Here is an 18,584-nt window from a genome sequence, read left to right as displayed (position 1 = left end):
GTACAGAAAGACCGTGGAACGCTCCGCGCATGGCAGCGGATAGGCATCACAAATGTGACACTCCATACTAGCTACCCGACTCCCCCGCGGGCAACTCGACCAGCCCGCCGACACAAGCGGATGCCCTACTTCAGCAACGCAGAGCGCAGCGTGTCCAGCCCGACGCCGCCGAGGTCGAGGGCGGCGCGGTGAAACTCCTTGATAGAGAAGGCGGCGCCCTGGCGCTGCTGTGCAGCGTCGCGCAGCTGCTCCCAGATGCGCTGGCCGACCTTGTAGGAGGGGGCCTGGCCCGGCCAGCCCAAGTAGCGGTTGACCTCGAATTTGACGAAGCTCTTGTTCATGTTGACGTTCTGGCCGAGAAATTCGAAGGCGTAGTCGGCGGTCCAGGGGCCGGAGCCGTCCGGCAGTTGTTTGCCGAGGTGCACCCCGATGTCGAGGACCACGCGAGCTGCGCGCATCCGCTGCCCGTCGAGCATGCCGAGACGATCGGCCGGGTCGTCGAGGTAGCCGAGTTGTTCCATCAGGCGTTCGGCGTAGAGCGCCCAGCCCTCGGCGTGGCCCGAGGTGCCGGCCAGCTGGCGGCGCCAGGTGTTGAGCTTGGCTCGGTTGTAGACGGCCTGCCCGATCTGCAGGTGATGGCCGGGCACGCCTTCGTGGTACACGGTCGTCAGTTCACGCCAGGTGTCGAATTCGGTGACGCCGACCGGAACGGACCACCACATGCGGCCGGGCCGGGAGAAGTCGTCGGTCGGGCCGGTGTAGTAGATGCCGCCCTCCTGGGTGGGGGCGATCATGCACTCGATGGTTTTGATCTCGTCGGGAATGTCGAACTGGGTCTCAGCCAGGTCGGCGACGGCCTTGTCGCTGGTTTTCTGCATCCACTCCTGGAGCGCCTGGGTGCCGTGCAGTTTGCGGCTCGGGTCGGTGTCGAGGTAGGCGATGGCTTCGAGCACGCTGGCGCCGGGCTTGATCTGGTCGGCGACCTTCTCTTGCTCTTCAACCATGCGGGCGAGTTCTTCGATGCCCCACTCGTAGGTCTCATCCAGGTCGATGGTGGCGCCGAGAAAGCGGCGGGAGGCGAGGGAGTACAGGTCACGGCCGATCGCGTCGTTTTCGGTGGCCTTACCCTCGAGCTCGTCGCGGAAGAAGGTGGCGAGCTTGTCGTACGCGGTCGCCGATTGGCGGGCACCGAGGCCGAGATCCTTGGCCAGGGAGGCGGGTAGGGTTCCGGTGTCGAGCGAGGCATTCGCGGTGAATTCGGCGAAAAACCCGTCGTTGGAAGCGTGGCGCTGGGCCTGGGCGAGTACCTCCCGCACCTGGCGGCGCGCCGGTGTCACGCCGCGTTCGATGCCGCGGCGCAGGGTCTCGATGTAGCCGTCGATGGCTGCCGGCAGGTTGCCGAGACGGCGGGAGATGTTGGCCCAGTCCTCGACGGTTTTCGTGGGCATGAGGTCGAAGATTTCGCGGATCTCCTGCGCGGGCGAGGCGATGACGTTGAGGTCTCGGAGCTGCAGCTGCGCGTCGGAGCTTTCAACGGTGAGCGACAGTTCGCTGCGCAGGTCGGTCTGCGTGACTTCGTCGACGCTGTCCACCGGGCGGGCGGCATCCAACTGCGCGATCGTCGTCTTCGCCGCGTCGAGGAACCGTTCATGACCGGCCGGGGAGTAGTCGCCGTAGCGACCGTCTCCCGCTGTACGGCCGATGTAGGTACCCACGGTGGGGTCGAGGTCGACGAGGGTATCCACCCACTCTTCGGCAATCTGGTCGATGGCCGTGGGAGTGCGCTGGATGTCGTTTGTCATGCATCGAGCCTAGAACACGGCGGTTCGTTGCGAACCCCCCAATTGGGGAAATTGGCCGGTCAACCCGAGAGAGTGAGTCGCTCGCAAACCGGGCGGGGAAGGACGCAGTGGGCCCCTCAGCCCTTCAACCGCGCTCAGTTGGACTAGTGCGCGGCGGCGTCCCAGTTGGCGCCGCGACCGACCTGCACGGTCAGCGGAACGAGCAGGTCGGCAGCGGACTCCATATTGTGGGTGACGACCTGACGCAGGGCGTCCCATTCCCCCGGGGCCACATCGAAAATCAATTCGTCGTGCACCTGCAGCAGCATGCGGGACTCCATCGAGGCATCCGTCAGATCGGCGGCGATACCGTTCATGGCGATCTTCATAATGTCGGCCGCCGAGCCCTGGATCGGCGCGTTCAGTGCCGCTCGTTCGGCGTTGTCGCGCAGCACCCGTTTCGGGCTGGCCAGGTCGGGGAACGGCCGACGCCGCCCGAAGATGGTCTCGGTGTAACCGTCGACCTTGGCCTGCTCGACGACGTTGCGCAGGTAGTCGCGCACCGCACCGAACCGCTCGAAATAGTCGGTCATGAGCTGCTTGGCCTCTTTAGTGTCGATGCGAAGCTGCTTGGACAGGCCGAAGGCGCTGAGGCCGTAGGCGAGCCCGTAGCTCATGGCCTTGACCTTGCTGCGCATTTCGCCGGACACGTCGGCGGGATCGACACCGAAAATGCGGGAACCGACGAACCGGTGCAGGTCTTCGCCGGCGTTGAACGCTTCGATCAGGCCGGCGTCTTCGGAGAGGTGCGCCATGATGCGCATTTCGATCTGGGAGTAGTCGGCGGTGAGCAGGCTCTCGCTGTCGGCGCCGGCCTGGAAGGCCGCGCGGATGCGCCGTCCTTCCTCGGTGCGCACCGGGATGTTCTGCAGGTTCGGGTCGTTCGAGGAGATGCGGCCGGTGGTGGTGCCGATCTGCACGTAGGTGGTGTGGATGCGGCCGGTCGTGTCGATGGCCTTGTCGAGGGTTTCCACGATCTGGCGCAGCTTGGTGGCGTCGCGGTGTTTGAGCAGCAGGTCGAGGAACGGATGCGGGTTGCTGGCCTGCAGGTCGGCGAGAGCGCCGGCATCCGTTGAAAAACCGGTCTTGTTGGCGCGGGTCTTGGGCATCTCGAGCTGGGTGAACAACACGTCTTGCAGTTGCTTGGGTGAACCGAGGTTCACCTCACGGCCGATCTCCGCGTAGGCGGCGGCGGCGAGGCTGGCCGTACTCGCACCGAGCTCGGCGGACAGTTCGGCGAGCTGCTCGTGCGAGACGCTGACGCCGGCCAGTTCCATGTCGGCCAGGGCCAGCAGGGTCGGCAGTTCGATCTCGAGCAGCAACTTGAGCGAGCCGGGGTCGAGGACTTTCTCGACGGCGGCAAACAGGCGCAGGGTGAACCAGGCCTGGGCGGGAGCGCCGGCCTGCTGGGTCTCGTCGGGAACGAGCTGGTTGGGGTCGGCCATGGGCACGGTCTCGTCGAGGTAGCGCGACACGAGGTCGGCCAGGGTTTTGTCGGGGCCGCCGGGGCGGAAGAGCCAGGCGCCGACCAGGGTGTCGAAGGCGAGGCCGGCGAAGGGCAGCCCGCTGCGACGCAGCGCCTTCACCTGGTGTTTGGCGTCGTTCATGATCTTCGGAGCTGCGCTCGCGAGCCACGCTTCGAGCGGGGCGTAGTCCTTACGCCCGGGCTGCCAGGGCAGGTTGATGGTTTCGGTCGGGCTGGCCAGCCCGAAACCGATTGCCTTGCCGTCCTGCACCTCCACCGTGAGGCCAAGGCCCGCCGGGTGAGTCACGGTGGCCCGGTCAAGCCAGGATTGCAGCTCTTCGTCGAGCAGATCCTGCGCGACGGGCGCCTGCACGGCGGGGACCTCCACAATGACGGTAACGGATGCTTCAACCGCCGGGTCCTCGCCGGCCAGCTTGAGCACCCGGTCGAGCAGGGTTTTGAATTCGAGGCGGGTAAAGATGTCCCGCACCGCGTCGGTGTCCATGGCGCCGCGTTCGAGCGCGGCGACGGCCATCGGCAGCTCCAGGTTGGTGACCAGGCGGTTGAGCCGGCGGTTGCGAATCGCGTTCTCCTTCTGCTCGCGCAGGTTGTTGCCAACGACCCCCTTGATCTCGTCGGCGTGTTCCAGGATGCCATCGAGGCTGCCGTATAGACCGAGCCACTTCACGGCGGTCTTCTCGCCGACCTTGCTGATGCCGATCAGGTTGTCGCTGGTTTCGCCGACGAGCGCGGCCACGTCGGGGTACTGCTCCGGTTCGATGCCGTAGCGTTCGCGCACCCGAGCCGGGTCGTAGCGGGTGAGGGCCGACACGCCCTGGCTGGCCGGGTAGAGCAGAGTGACGGTCTCGTTGACCAGCTGAATGGCATCGCGGTCGCCGGAAACGACGAGCACGTTGTAGCCGGCTGCGCTGCCTTCGACCGAAAGGGTCGCGACGATATCGTCGGCCTCGAAGTCTTCCTTGGTGATGGTGGTGATGTTCATCGCGGCGAGGGCTTCCTGCAGCAGCGGAATCTGGCCGAGGAATTCCGGCGGCGTCGCATTGCGGGTGCCCTTGTATTCGGGGTATTCCCGGGTGCGAAAGGAAGCACGGGAGATATCGAAGGCGACCGCGAGGTGGGTCGGCTTCTCATTGCGCAGCAGGCTGAGCAGCATCGACAGAAAGCCGTGGATGGCGTTCGTATGCTGCCCGGCGTGGGTCTGGAAGCTGTCCACTGGCAGGGCGAAGAACGCCCGGAACGCCAGGGAATGGCCGTCGATGATCATCAGGGTAGGCTTTTCGGAGTCCAACACTCCCCCAGCCTACAAGTGTCTTCCTGCGTGGGCTCCCCCGACCAAAGGTGATCATGTTCAATACGACTGACGATGCACTCGCCTGGGTTCAGCAGCGCGGTTGCGGAGACCTCGCCGACAAGATGGGGCTGGAGTTCACCGAATTCACGATTGACCGGGCAGTGGCACGGATGCCCGTGGCTGGCAACACGCAACCGGCCATGCTCATGCACGGCGGCGCCTACGTCGTGCTCGGCGAGTCCCTCGGCTCAATGGCAGCAAATCTGCACGCCGGACCGGGCAAGCTCGCCGTAGGCATTGAGATCAACGCCTCGCACAACCGCTCGGCGACGTCGGGCTACGTGACCGGGGTCTGCACGCCGATTCACCTCGGCCGTACGCTCACCACGCACGAGATCGTGGTCACCGACGACGCCGGTCGACGCTGCTCGACGATTCGCATCACCAATATCATCAAGGACCTGCCGCCGCACGCCTAGTTGGCTGCGTAGCCGGTCTTTTCTGCGGGGCCTGACTTCTCTGCGGGGCCTGACTTCTCTGCGGGGTCCGGCTCCACCAGGCTGATGAACGCACTGAGTTCGGTGACACCGGCCGGTGTCACCGGCAAATACTGGGTCAACGCCGGCGAATAGACCAGGTACGCGGCCCATTTCGCGCGTGAGATGGCGACGTTCAGGCGGTTCTTCATGATCAGGAACGACAGGCCGCGCGGCACATCCTCGGCCGAACTGGCCGCAAGCGTAACGATCGCGACGGCGGCCTCCTGGCCCTGGAATTTGTCGACGGTGCCAACCCGCACGCCCGGGTAACCTGCAGCATCGAGGGACTGCCGCACCAGGGTGAGCTGGGCGTTGTATGGCGTGACGACGATCACGTCGGCTTCGGTCAGCGAGTCATTCAGCCGGTCGGCACTCGGGTCGGTCCACAGCCGGCCGAGTGTGGTCTGCACGAGGTCCACCACGACATGAGCTTCTTCGGGTGAGGAGATGGCGTTGCCGGTGTGCACGACGGGCACCGCGTGCACACCGGGCGCTATGCCGGTGAGCGACCGGGTCGAGGTGACCGGGTTGGCGCGCAAAAGGCCGCCATAGGACAGCCGGGAGACGGGAGCGGTCACCGCCGGATGCATGCGGCGACTTTCGGCGAGAAAATAGCCCCGGTCGGCGGGCAGTACGTCGTGGCCGGCGGCGACCCAGCCGAGCGCGGACTGGTCGATTGGCTCGGGATGGGTGCCCTGGCTGACCTGCGGTAGTTGCTGCGGGTCGCCCAGCAGCAGCAGGTCCTGGGCGCCGACGCTTGACGCGATCGTCGAAGCGAGTGAGAACTGCCCGGCTTCGTCGACGACCAGCAGATCGAGGCTGTGGCGTGGCACGCGCGCAGGATTGCTGAAGTCCCAGGCGGTGCCGCCGATCACGAATCCGGTCGCGGCATGGTCGAGCGCGAAGAGCAGCTGGCCGTCCTTCGGCAGTACAGTGAAGGCGGCATCGGCCGGGTCGGCCCCGGTCTTCGCCACCTTGCCCACGACGTCCGGATCCAGCCCCGCCGAGACGACAGCGCAAAGAAGATTCTCGACGACCGCATGGGATTGCGCGACGACACCGATCTTCCAACCGTGCTGCTGCACGAGCGCGGTCATGACGTGGGCACCGAGATAGGTTTTGCCGGTCCCGGGCGGCCCCTGGATCGCGAGGTAGGAGTGGTCGAGGTCGAGCAGCGTCGCAATGACGGCGTCGATCGTGGTGCCGGCGGCCGCGACGGTCGTCAGCTGCCCCGTGCGGGTACGCGGCGGAGTGCGGCGCAGAATGTCGACCATCGGGTCGCTCGGCCAGCACGGCTGGGCGTCGACGATGGCAGCGGCCCACTCATCGATGGCGGGCTTCTGCTGCATCGGCCGCGGCGGGGCAGCGGGCGCGAGGGCGCTCGGCCGGTGGTCGTACCGGGCGGTGTCTGCGAGTAGCGTCTCTTCGACCAGGATGCCACCGTCGTCGCTGACCTCGAGCACCTTCACGGTGCGGTGGGCGCGGGCGCCCTCCGCGGTGTCGGGGTTCTGGAACGGCCCCGGGTAGTCGTAGAGCAGGTACGGGCCGGTCTGGTCGCCCGGTTTGATACTGCTGCCGGGTGCAAGTCGTCCGCGCAGCCACAGGTGCCGGCGGTCGACGCGCTGCTTACCCTCACGAAACCAGTCGCGTTCCACGGCAACGTTTTCAACGACGAGCACGTCGCGGGTGTCCTGCCATTCGTCGATCGGGTACTCGAGTCGAAAATAGTGCCCCCACCAGAAACTCTTCTGCTCACGCCGGTGGTAGTCGATCGCTGCGGCGGCAAAGGCGGCCGCGGTCTGGTCAATGCTGCGCGGGGCATGGCCGACCGGGGCTGCGAGGGCGAGCAGGGTGTCCCGCACCGGCGACGGCTCTACCGTGTCGGCATCCGCTTCGAGTGGCGTGCCAGCAGAGCGGATGCCGGCCCCGCGTGCCAGCGCGCGCAGCCAGTCGCGCAGGCGCAGCGTTGACACGCAGTCGTAGCGGTTGTAGTCGGCGATGGAGTCGAGCATGCGCTGCGCTTCGGCCCGATCTCCGTGCTCGTGCAGGTCGCGGGCTGCAGCGTATTCGGTGATGGAATCGGCCGCGTTGGTGACCTCGCCACCGCGCAACTCGGCCCCCATGTAGAGGGGTTCGAGCTTCTTGATCGAGTAGGAACGCGACCCCACGCGCATCGTCTTGCGAACCAGCGGGTACAGGTCGACCAGCACGTTCTCACGCAACAGCTGGTCGATCTGGTCTTCGCCTACGCCGTGCCGAGCGGCCAGGCTGAGTAGGTGGGTGCGCTCGTACGCGGCGTAGTGGTACACGTGCATGCCCGGAAACCGAGCTCGGCGATCGGCGAGGTAAGCCAGAAAGTCGGTGAGCGCGAAGCGCTCCTCGGCCCAGCTGTGTGCCCAGAAGGCATGAAAGGTTTCATCGGTATCGACCAGTCCGAACAGGTAGTCGAGGCCCCACTGCGTGCTGGTGCCCGCGGTCGCGCTGCCTTCCGTCACGTCTCCCTCAGACGCGTCTCCCTCAGACGCGTCTCCCTCAGACGCGTCTCCCTCAGACGCGTCTCCCTCAGAGTAGAGCGGGTCGCCCTCGAAGTCGAAGAAGATGTCGCCGGGGTTCGGTTCGGGCAACACCATCAGTGCACCCGCGTTGTACAGGTCAACCGGCGGGGCAGTGCCCGCCACCGCCTGCAGCTGCAGCCGCGCCTGCGTGCGCAGGGCGGTGAGCGTCGACTCGGCCATTCCGTCGGTACTGCCGGTCGATGCCGCGAGGTCGTCAATGGTGCGGATGCCGCCGGCCGCCAGCCGGGCACGCTGCGAAAGCCGCAGCCCGGCAACCAGCAGCGGATCGCGCTGCTCCTGCACCTCGGTCTCACAGCTGGCACAACGCCCGCAGACGGTGTACCGCGGGTCTCCCCAGGCGACGGCGACGGTGTCGGCGAGACGCTCGGCAATGATCTGCACCAGCCGCTGCCGGCGTTTGCGATAGACCGGCCGAATGTCGGCGAGGCGGTGCACGCTCACGGAACCGTCGCCGAGCAGCAGTTCGACCGAACGAGCCGTGGCAACTCCGATGCGCTCCAGTTGCTCGGCGTAGGCGGCGAGCTGCAGCAGCGCTGCAACCCGGGCATGCCGGGCGAGTTTGGTGTCCTGCAGCAGCCAGGAACCGTCGCTCTGGCGCACGATGAAGTCGGCGAACCCGAGGAAGGCGATGTCTGCGGTGGGCGAGCCGAAGTCGGGGTCAAAGAACGTGGCCTGAAAGATGACTTCAGCGCCAGTGCTGAAAGCGAGCCGCGTGTCGTCGACGGCTGTCTCGAGGGCCGGGCGGTCCATCCGCTCTGGACGGGCAATTTCGACCACAGATTGGTCGAGCCGGTACCGCTCGAGCACCCGGTGTTCGTGCTGGTCGCCGAGCCGCGAGGTGCGTTGCAGCATGGCGTCGACCTGGTCGGCCACGACGTCGATGCGGCCGAGCCGCGCGTCGATGCGGCGCAGGTAGGCAAATTCGCAAACGGATGCCGCGCTCAGGTCACTTGCGCTCGTCACCACGCTGCCGTCCAGTAAAAACATGCGCCCACCCTTGCTCTTTTTCGAGCGTATCGGACACCACCGACATAGAATCCGAACCGCCAGCCGGCCACCCGTCCCGGCCGCAACGCACAACGGCCCGGCAGGATCTGCCGGGCCGTTCTCTGGAACTTTTCTACTTCTTGGCGCTGAGCTGCTCGATGATCGCCTGCGACACGTCGTGCATGGTGAGGCGACGGTCCATCGAGGCTTTCTGAATCCAGCGGAAGGCCTCCGGCTCGGTCAAGCCCATCTTCTCGTTCAGCAGGCCCTTGGCCCGGTCGACGAGCTTACGGGTCTCGAACCGTTCGACCAGGTCGGCGACCTCGGCCTCGAGGGTGATGATCTGGCTGTAGCGCGAGAGGGCGATCTCGATGGCCGGCAGCAGGTCGTTGGGGGTGAAGGGCTTGACGACGTAAGCGAGGGCGCCGGCTTCCGTGGCGCGCTCCACCAGTTCCTTCTGGCTGAATGCGGTCAGCAGAACCACCGGAGCGATGTGCTCCTTGGAGAGGCGTTCAGCCGCGCTGATGCCGTCGAGCTGGGGCATCTTGACGTCCATGATGACCAGGTCGGGGCGGAGCTCCCGTGCCAAGGCGACCGCAGTTTCTCCGTCACCGGCTTCGCCGACGACTTCAAAGCCGTTGTCGCGCAGAATCTCGACGATGTCGAGGCGGATGAGGGATTCGTCCTCAGCGACGACAACGCGGCGCGGAGGGGTGGGGGTGCTGTCTTGGTCGGTCACGAGGAAAGCCTACGGTATTCTGAACGAGTAGTTGTAAGCCGGTGTGGCGGAATGGCAGACGCGGAGCACTCAAAATGCTTTGTTCGCAAGGACGTGTGGGTTCGAGTCCCACCACCGGTACCAGAAATCACGGCCAGTTTGTGTTGACACGCCCGCACCTGTCAGGCTGGACCGATGATGAATAACATGGCGTATTGGGGCTACCTGTCGTTACTGATCTATCCGGCGCTGATCGCACTGGGGTTTTGGATGGCCTATTTCGTGATTCGAAACGCCATCCGCTCGGGGCTGCGGCAGCACCAGGAATGGCTGGACACGCGACCAGAGAAGCCTCCCGTTCTATAAAACGCACGCACAAAAGCCCCGCCCGAGATGATCGGGCGGGGCTTTTCGCGTTAAGGCTTACTTCTTGACGTACGCCGGTGCGACCTCGTTGTGGGCGTCGCCCACGCGGTGCACGCGAATGTCGTTGGTCGAGCCGACAATTCCGGGAGGGGAACCGGAGATGACGACGACCTTGTCACCGACTTCGGCAAGGCCCTGACCGATGAGAATGTCATCGACCTGACCGAACATGGCGTCGGTGTGGGTCACCGGCTCCACCAGGTAGGTCTGGATGCCCCAGGTGAGGGCCAGACGACGACGGATGCCCGGCTCCGGCGTGAACGCCAGCATCGGAATCTTCGAACGCAGCCGCGACATGCGTCGCGCTGAGTCACCGGACTCGGTGAAAATGCACAGGAACTTGGCGTCAACGAACTCGGCGACCTCGATGGCGGCCAGCGTGATGGCGCCACCCTGGGTGCGCGGACGATTGGTGAGCTTGCCGATGCGCTCCAGGCCGTGAATCTCGGTGGATTCCACAATACGAGCCATGGTCTGCACCGTGACGACGGGGTACTCTCCGACGCTGGTCTCACCGCTGAGCATGACGGCATCCGCACCGTCGAGCACGGCGTTGGCGACGTCGCTGGTTTCGGCGCGGGTGGGCACCGGGCTCAGAATCATGGATTCGAGCATCTGCGTGGCGACGATGACCGGCTTGGCCATGCGGCGGGCGATCTCAACGGCCTGCTTCTGCACGATCGGCACGGCTTCGAGCGGGAGCTCAACTCCGAGGTCGCCACGGGCGACCATGATCGCGTCGAAGGCGTCGACGATCTCTTCGAGGTTGTCGACGGCCTGCGGCTTTTCGATCTTGGCGATCACCGGAACGCGACGGCCTTCTTCGGCCATGATCTCGTGCACGCGGGTGATGTCCTCGGCGCTGCGCACGAAGGAGAGCGCGATGAGGTCGGTGCCGAGGCGGAGGCCCCAGCGCAGGTCCGCTTCGTCCTTCTCGGACAGGGCGGGCACGTTGACGGCCACGCCGGGCAGGTTGATGCCCTTGTTGTTGGAGACGGGACCGGCAACGATGACCTTGGTCGTGACGACGACGCCATCCGTTTCAACGACCTGCACCTTGACCTTGCCATCGTCGATGAGCAGAAAGTCGCCCGGGTGCACATCGTGCGGCAGACCCTTGAAGGTCGTGCCGGACAGTTCCTTGGTGCCGAGCACATCTTCGGTGGTGATCTTGAAGATATCGCCGACGGCGAGGTCGTACGGGCCGCCCTCGAACTTGCCGAGACGAATCTTCGGGCCCTGCAGGTCGACCATGACGGCGACGGCGCGGCCAGAGTCGTTCGCGGCCTTGCGCACGTTGGCGTACACGCTTTCGTGTACCTGATAGTTGCCGTGGCTCAGGTTCATGCGACAGACGTCAACGCCCGCGTCAATGAGCGCCCTGATCTGCTCGTAGCTGGACGCTGCCGGCCCGAGGGTGGCAACGATTTTTGCGCGTCTCATACTGGTGAATCTCCAATTTCCGCGCCCGGAGGGCGCAATTACAGCGTAGTGAGGGAAAACTCAGGGTTAGAGAGCGAAGGACCGGTCGGTCGGCTTCACGGGAGACGGCAATTGCGTCTTGCCTTCCAGGAACTGGTCAACCGCGGCCGCTGCGGCTCGTCCTTCAGCGATGGCCCAGACGATCAGGGACTGGCCGCGACCGGCGTCCCCGGCGACGAAGACACCCTCGTGGCTGGTCTGGTAGTTGCCGTCGCGTTCCACGTTGCCGCGGTTGTCGAAGGGAAGCTTCAGCTGGTGGCTGAGTTCGTCCGATTCCGGCCCGGTGAACCCCATCGCGAGCAGCACGAGGTCAGCAGGAATTTCCTTCTCCGTGCCGGCCTTGGGAACGCGACGTCCGTCGAGGTATTCGGTTTCGGCAATGCGAATGGCACGCACCTCACCGAAGTCGTTGGCCAGAAATTCGACCGTCGACGCGAGGTATTGGCGGGTGCCGCCCTCTTCGTGTGCGCTCGACATCTCGAACAGGGTCGGCGACATCGGCCACGGCTGGCTGTCCGGGCGGGTCGTGCCCGGCTGCTTGCCGATCGCCAGGTTGGTGACGGATGCTGCCAGCTGGCGGTGCGCTGTGCCGATGCAGTCAGCTCCGGTGTCACCACCACCGAGCACCACGACGTGCTTGCCCTCAGCCGTGATCTGCGCTTCGAGGCTTCCGCCGGCGCCTAACTTGTTCTGCTGCACGAGGTATTCCATGGCGAAGTGCACGCCGGGCAGGTCGCGCCCGGGAATCGGCAGGTCCCGGGGAACCATGGCTCCGGTCGCCACCACGACCGCGTCATACCGGGCGCGCAGGTCGTCCCAGGTGATGTCCACACCGATGTTGACGTTGGCGCGGAACCGGGTTCCCTCCGCCGTCATCTGCGCGAGGCGCAGTTCGAGGTGTTTCTTCTCCATCTTGAAGTCGGGAATGCCATAGCGCAGCAGCCCCCCGATACGGTCGTCGCGTTCGAACACGGCGACCGTGTGGCCGGCGCGGGTCAGCTGCTGGGCTGCGGCCAGGCCGGCGGGGCCGGAGCCGACGACGGCGACCGTCTTGCCGGTCAGGCGTCCGGGCGGTTGCGGCTGCACCCAGCCCTTGGCGAAGGCCTGGTCAATAATCGACACCTCGACCTGCTTGATGGTGACGGCAGGCTGATTGATGCCGAGGACGCACGACGATTCACAGGGCGCCGGGCAGAGCCGTCCGGTGAACTCGGGAAAGTTGTTGGTCGAGTGCAGGCGTTCGATGGCCGCTCGGCCCTCGTCGCGCCAGACCAGGTCGTTCCACTCGGGAATGAGGTTACCGAGCGGGCAGCCCTGGTGACAGAACGGTACGCCGCAGTCCATGCAGCGGCCGGCCTGCCGTTTGAGTACGGCCGCGTCACCCTGCTCGTAGACCTCTTTCCAGTCCATCAAGCGGATGGCCACAGGCCGTCGAGCGGGAAGCTCGCGTTCCGTGTCCTTGAGAAATCCCTTCGGATCAGCCATTGGTTACCTCCAGAATTCGATTCCAAACAACGAGACCGTCGGGATCGAGTCCCTCGTCGACGGCCGTCTGCCTGGTCTCCAGCACGGCCGCGTAGTCGCGCGGCAGCACCTTGATAAAAGCGTTCATGGTTTCTTGCAGGTTTTCCAGCATCCGCTTGGCAAGTGCCGAGTCAGTCTGGTCCCGGTGTTGTTCGAGCAGGTCGCGCACAATTTCACGGTCGACGCTGTCGAGGGCAAGCAGCCGCAGCTCACCCGAGGTGAGCGCGTCGCGGTTGACTCGTTCGGCGGTGAGTCCGTAGACGTAGGCCGTGCCACCACTCATGCCGGCACCGAGGTTGCGCCCGGTCTCGCCGAGGATGAGGGCGACTCCGCCGGTCATGTACTCGAGCGCGTGGTCCCCCACGCCCTCGACGACGGCGACGGCACCGGAGTTGCGCACCAGGAACCGTTCGCCGACGATGCCGCGAATGAACATGCTGCCCTGCGTGGCTCCGTAACCGATTACGTTGCCGGCGATGACGTTGTCCTCGGCAGGAAACTGGCTGGTTCGGTCGGGGCGCACAATGATCTGTCCACCCGACAGGCCCTTGCCGACGTAGTCGTTGGATTCGCCCTCGAGCCGCAGAGTGATCCCGCTCGGCAGGAACGCCCCGAAGGACTGTCCGGCGGAACCGGTCAGCCTGACCTCGATCGACCCAGCGGGCAGGCCGTTTTCGCCGTGCCGCAGGGTGACCTCGTGGCCGAGCATGGTGCCAACGGCGCGTTCGGTATTGCGAATCGGCAGATCGATCTGCACCGTGCCGCCGTGTTCGAGCACGCTCCGGCTTCGACGAATCAGCTCATTGTCGAAGTGCTTCTCGAGTTCGTGCTCCTGGGCCCTGGCCCACTTGCGCGGTTCGCTCTCGGAGAAATCCGGTCCGCTGAGAATGGGCGAGAGGTCCAGCCCCTGTGCCTTCCAATGGGTGAGCGCACGGTTCACGTTCAGGACTTCACTGTGTCCGATGGCCTCGTCAAGGCTGCGGAATCCGAGTTCGGCGAGGTACTCGCGTACTTCCTGGGCGATGAACTCGAAGAAGTTCACGACGTGGTCGGCCTGACCATTGAAGCGCTTGCGTAGGTCCGGGTTCTGGGTAGCGACACCGACCGGGCAGGTGTCAAGGTGGCAGACGCGCATCATGATGCAGCCGGCGACCACGAGCGGGGCTGAGGCGAAACCGAATTCTTCGGCGCCGAGCAGGGCACCGATCAAAACGTCGCGTCCGGTTTTCAGCTGGCCGTCGACCTGCACCACAACGCGGTCGCGCATGCCGTTGAGCATGAGCGTCTGCTGCGTCTCGGCGAGGCCGAGTTCCCACGGCGTGCCGGCGTGCTTGAGCGAGTTAACCGGGCTCGCACCCGTTCCGCCGTCGTGCCCGCTGATCAAAATCACGTCGGAAAGCGCCTTGGCAACCCCCGCCGCGACGGCGCCGATACCGGACTGGCTGACCAGTTTGGTGTGGATGCGCGCCTTCGGGTTGGCCCGCTTCAGGTCGAAAATGAGCTGCTTGAGGTCTTCAATCGAGTAGATGTCGTGGTGCGGCGGCGGCGAGATGAGGCCGACGCCGGCCGTGGCGTTCCGGGTACGGGCGATCCACGGGTACACCTTGGTGGACGGCAGCTGCCCGCCCTCACCGGGCTTGGCGCCCTGCGCGAGCTTGATCTGGATATCGTCGGCATGGGTCAGGTACATGCTGGTCACGCCAAACCGCCCCGAGGCGACCTGCTTCACCGCGCTGCGCCGAGTCGGGTCGAGCAGACGGTCGAGGTCTTCGCCGCCCTCGCCGGTGTTCGACTTGCCGCCAAGGCGGTTCATCGCGATGGCGAGGGTTTCGTGCGCTTCCTGCGAGATCGAACCATAGCTCATCGCTCCGGTCGAGAACCGCTTCACGATCTGCGACACCGATTCGACCTCGTCGAGCGGCACGGGCGTGCGCTGGCCGGCACTGAGGGTGAACATACCGCGCAGCGTCATGAGCGATTCAGCCTGGTCGTCGACCATCTTCGTGTACTCGCGGAAGATGTCATAGCGCTTGGTGCGGGTGGCGTGCTGCAGCCGGAAGATGGTCTCCGGGTTGAACAGGTGCGGGGCACCGTCCCGGCGCCACTGGTATTCTCCGCCGGTCGCGAGGCGCTCGTGTGCGGTCACCGCGGCATCCATTGGGTAAGCGGATGCGTGCCTGGCCAGGTTTTCGACACCGATCACGTCGATGCCGACGCCGCCGAGCTTGCTCGTAGTTCCGGTGAAGTACTGGTCGACGAAGGACTGAGCGAGGCCGACGGCCTCGAAGGTCTGCGCGCCAGCGTAGGACGACACGGTGGAGATACCCATCTTGGACATGATTTTGAGCACGCCCTTGCCGAGAGCCTTGATCACGTTGCGCACGGCCTTTTCGGGCGTGACGTTGGTGATGATGCCGCTGCGCACGAGGTCTTCGCAGGTTTCCATGGCGAGGTACGGATTGACGGCTGAGGCGCCGTAACCCATGAGCAGGGCCACGTGGTGCACCTCGCGCACGTCGCCGGCCTCGACCACGATGCCGACCTTCATGCGGTTTTCGGTGCGGATCAGGTGGTGGTGCACGGCGGCGATCATGAGCAGCGACGGGATCGGGGCGAGGTCCTGGTTGGAGTCGCGGTCACTCAGCACGATGAACAGCGCGCCGGCTTCGATCGCCTCGTCGACCTCGACGCAGATCGCGGCGAGCCGCTTGGCCAGGGCGTCTGCGCCCTCTTCGAAGCGGTACAGGCCGCGAATGGTCGTGGTGGTCCGGCTGCCGACGGCGGGGTCGATGTGCTGGATCTTGGCCAGTTCATCGTTGTCGATGACCGGAAAATCGAGAATGACCTGGCGGGCATGTTCCGGACCGGCCGTGAGCAGGTTGCGCTCAGGGCCGAGGCCGAGCTTGAGGCTCGTGACGACTTCTTCGCGAATCGAGTCGAGCGGCGGGTTGGTGACCTGCGCGAACTGCTGGGTGAAGTAGTCGAACATGAGGCGCGGGCGGTCGCTCAAAACCGCGATGGGGGTGTCGCTGCCCATGGCGCCGAGTGGTTCGGCTCCGGTGCGTGCCATCGGGGTGAGCAGCATGCGCACCTCTTCTTCGGTGTAGCCGAAGGTGCGCTGACGACGTACAACGGATGCCGGCGGGTGCACGATGTGCTCCCGTTCCGGTAGGTCCTTGAGGTTGATACGTCCCTTCTGCAGCCAGTCGCCCCAGGGTTCGCTGGCCGACAGTTCGGCCTTGATCTCCCAGTCATCGATGATGCGGCCGGCCACTGTGTCGACCAGGAACATCTGGCCGGGGCGCAGGCGGCCCTTGCGCACAACCCGCGCCGGGTCGATTCCGAGCACGCCGATCTCACTCGCGAGCACGACGAGGCCGTCGTCGGTGATGAGGTAGCGACCGGGACGCAGGCCGTTGCGGTCGAGGGTGGCGCCGACGAGAGAGCCGTCGGTGAAGACGATCGCAGCTGGTCCGTCCCACGGTTCCATGAGCATGGAGTGATATTCGTAGAAGTCACGACGTTCGTCGTCGAGGTCGGTCTGGTTCTCCCAGGCCTCGGGCACCATCATCATGATGGCGTGCGGCAGCGACCGACCAGACAGGCTGAGCAGTTCGACGACCTCATCGAAGGACGCCGAGTCGCTCGCTCCGGGCGTGACGATCGGCAGCAGGGGTGCGAGGTCACCGAGCAGTTCGGACTCGAGCTGGGACTGGCGGGCGCGCATCCAGTTGCGGTTTCCCTGCACCGTATTGATCTCGCCGTTGTGGGCGATCATGCGGAACGGCTGGGCGAGCGGCCAGGACGGGAAAGTGTTGGTGGAGTAACGCGAGTGCACCAGGGCGAGCGTCGATACGAATCGTTCGTCCGACAGGTCGGGGTAGAACGGTTCGAGCTGCAAGGTGGTGACCATGCCCTTGTAGACCAGGGTGCGGCAGGACAGCGAGACGAAATAGATCTCGAGCTCACGCTCGGCCCGCTTCCGCAGCCGAAAGGTCTGTCGGTCGAGCGCGATGTCGCCGAGCAGGTCGCCGGACTCGGTCGTTCGGGTGCTCTGCACGAACAGCTGTTGGATAGCCGGCATGTTCGCACGCGCCTGGCTGCCGAGGTCTTCCGGATGCACCGGAACCTCCCGCCAGCCGAGGATGGTGAGGCTTTCCTCGTCGGCGATCAGGCTGATGGCCCGCTTGATGGCCGTGCGCGCGGTCGGGTCGGTCGGCAGAAAGACGTTACCGACGGCGTACTGGCCAACGGGGGGAAGCGCGAAATCCGTCACGGCGCGCAGGAAGGCGTCCGGTATCTGGGTGATAATGCCGGCACCGTCACCGGTCCCAGCGTCGGAACCGACCGCACCGCGGTGTTCAAGATTGCGCAGCGCGTCGAGGGCCAAGGTGATAATGTCGTGCCCCGCGGTGCCCCGCAGGGTCGCCACCATGGCAAGGCCGCACGCATCGCGTTCGGCGGCGGGGTCGTACAAACCGGCCGCTTCGGGCATGCTGCTGAAGCGGGAATAGAGAGGTTTCTGCGGCATTGAGACCGTCCTCACGAAATGACTAGCAGTAAGGGACGACGCTGGCCCGAAGGAAATGTGTGCAGGGACTTGTAGCGGGAACCCTGATCGAGTTCGGCCCTGTTCGAGTTTGCCCTGACCGGGCAGCGCTACGAGTGCGTCGGTTGGGATTCAACCGACGTGAGTCTACAGACGCGACGCGCTCGTGCTTGTGGCTGCGGCCTCGGGTGATTCGGTGTGTTCATCGGCATCATCGCCCTGATCCTCGGAGCTTTGATCAAGATCATCCGAATCGCTGTCATCTAATTCTACCCCAGCGTCCGGGCCATTCCATTCCCGACCGGGAACATAAGGGCTGATCTCTAGTCCGGGGTGACGGTGACGTTGCACGAGGATAATCACCAGGCCGAGCACGATGGCGGCCAGAGCGGCCCAGACGTTGGTGCGGATTCCGAAGTAGATCTCGCTCGGGTCAATGCGAATCGACTCAAAAAAGCTGCGACCCAGTCCATACCAGATGAGATATACGCCAAGCGTCTGACCGAAACGCAGACGAAATTTACGCTCGAGGTAGAGGATGACGGCGACGCCGATCAGATTCCAGATGATTTCGTAGAGAAAAGTCGGGTGGAACAGTGTGTCGGCCGGCAGTCCGACCGGGAAGGCTGCATTGCCGGGCTCGATTTCCAGCCCCCACGGCAGGGTCGTCGGCAGCCCGAACAGCTCGTGGTTGAACCAGTTGCCGAGCCGACCGGTGGCCTGGGCCACCAACAAAGCGGGAGCAACAGCATCCGCGAAGCTCCAGAAACGGATGCCGGCCATCCGGCAGCCGATATAGGCGCCGACGGCGCCGCCGATCAGCGACCCGAAGATGGCGTTTCCGCCTTCCCAAATGTACAGGGTGCGGAGCAGGTCCGCTCCATCAAAGAAGTAGTCTCCCGGGTGCGTCAGAACATGATAAATGCGGGCTCCGACAATGCCGAGGGGAACGGCCCAGAGGATGATGTCGAGCACAACGCCCGGCTCGGCACCGCGCCTGGTCAGGCGGCGCGAGGTGATGATGGTGGCGAGGACGATTCCGGCGAGAATACACAGCGCATAGGCGTGGATGCGGAACGGGCCGAGGTCGAAGAACTGCCACTCGGGGCTCGGAATACTCGTGCTCAGGAGACTCAACAACACCTAGGTACTACCTTTCATCGTG

The 18,584-nt window shown here is 65.1% G+C and carries 10 protein-coding genes and 1 tRNA gene; 3 read left to right on the top strand and 8 right to left on the bottom strand.

The genetic code is table 11. The features are described from left to right. Positions 1-125: 125 nt before the first annotated feature. A complete protein-coding gene (locus E3T46_RS06065; protein WP_134577851.1) occupies positions 126-1,802 on the bottom strand; it encodes a DUF885 domain-containing protein in 1,677 nt (558 codons plus the stop codon). Between the two features lie 143 nt (positions 1,803-1,945). Continuing rightward, positions 1,946-4,618, bottom strand: coding sequence for a DNA polymerase I (polA, locus tag E3T46_RS06060; RefSeq protein WP_134577850.1), 2,673 nt, complete (start codon positions 4,616-4,618; stop codon positions 1,946-1,948). A 53-nt stretch (positions 4,619-4,671) separates the two neighbouring features. Between polA and E3T46_RS06055 the strand changes: the two genes are divergently transcribed. After that, positions 4,672-5,097: a hotdog fold thioesterase gene (locus E3T46_RS06055; RefSeq protein WP_134577849.1), complete on the top strand. Its 426-nt coding sequence runs from the start codon at positions 4,672-4,674 to the stop codon at positions 5,095-5,097. Here the strand turns inward: E3T46_RS06055 and E3T46_RS06050 are convergent. Beyond that, positions 5,094-8,720: a bifunctional RecB family nuclease/DEAD/DEAH box helicase gene (locus E3T46_RS06050; protein ID WP_134577848.1), complete on the bottom strand. Its 3,627-nt coding sequence runs from the start codon at positions 8,718-8,720 to the stop codon at positions 5,094-5,096. The genes E3T46_RS06055 and E3T46_RS06050 overlap by 4 nt on opposite strands. 133 nt (positions 8,721-8,853) lie before the next feature. After that, positions 8,854-9,459, bottom strand: coding sequence for a response regulator (locus tag E3T46_RS06045; protein WP_035879545.1), 606 nt, complete (start codon positions 9,457-9,459; stop codon positions 8,854-8,856). Between the two features lie 37 nt (positions 9,460-9,496). On the opposite strand from E3T46_RS06045, the gene E3T46_RS06040 reads away from it, so the two are divergent. Both E3T46_RS06040 and E3T46_RS17780 read left to right on the top strand, forming a co-directional pair. Further along, positions 9,497-9,582: transfer RNA gene (locus E3T46_RS06040), tRNA-Leu, on the top strand. Positions 9,583-9,633: 51 nt separating this feature from the next. Further along, positions 9,634-9,804 (top strand): hypothetical protein, encoded by a 171-nt coding sequence (locus E3T46_RS17780; protein WP_166790181.1) that lies wholly within the window; start codon positions 9,634-9,636, stop codon positions 9,802-9,804. A 57-nt stretch (positions 9,805-9,861) separates the two neighbouring features. Here E3T46_RS17780 and pyk read toward each other — a convergent pair whose 3' ends face one another. The 4 genes from pyk to lgt all read right to left on the bottom strand — a co-directional run bounded on the left by pyk (position 9,862) and on the right by lgt (position 18,556). Next, a complete protein-coding gene (gene pyk / locus E3T46_RS06035; protein WP_134442152.1) occupies positions 9,862-11,307 on the bottom strand; it encodes a pyruvate kinase in 1,446 nt (481 codons plus the stop codon). Positions 11,308-11,373: 66 nt separating this feature from the next. Next, positions 11,374-12,831: a glutamate synthase subunit beta gene (locus tag E3T46_RS06030; protein ID WP_134577847.1), complete on the bottom strand. Its 1,458-nt coding sequence runs from the start codon at positions 12,829-12,831 to the stop codon at positions 11,374-11,376. Beyond that, positions 12,824-17,401 carry a glutamate synthase large subunit gene (gene gltB / locus E3T46_RS06025; RefSeq protein WP_134577846.1) on the bottom strand — a complete coding sequence of 1,526 codons (4,578 nt, stop codon included), beginning with the start codon at positions 17,399-17,401 and terminating at the stop codon, positions 12,824-12,826. The genes E3T46_RS06030 and gltB overlap by 8 nt, the downstream gene beginning before the upstream one ends. A 165-nt stretch (positions 17,402-17,566) precedes the next feature. Beyond that, positions 17,567-18,556, bottom strand: coding sequence for a prolipoprotein diacylglyceryl transferase (lgt, locus tag E3T46_RS06020; protein WP_134577994.1), 990 nt, complete (start codon positions 18,554-18,556; stop codon positions 17,567-17,569). Between the last annotated feature and the right edge of the window lie 28 nt (positions 18,557-18,584).

The organism is Cryobacterium sp. Hh11, assembly GCF_004404045.1.
Classification (GTDB): Bacteria; Actinomycetota; Actinomycetes; order Actinomycetales; family Microbacteriaceae; genus Cryobacterium; species Cryobacterium levicorallinum.
This window is presented reverse-complemented; position numbering and strand designations above follow the sequence as displayed.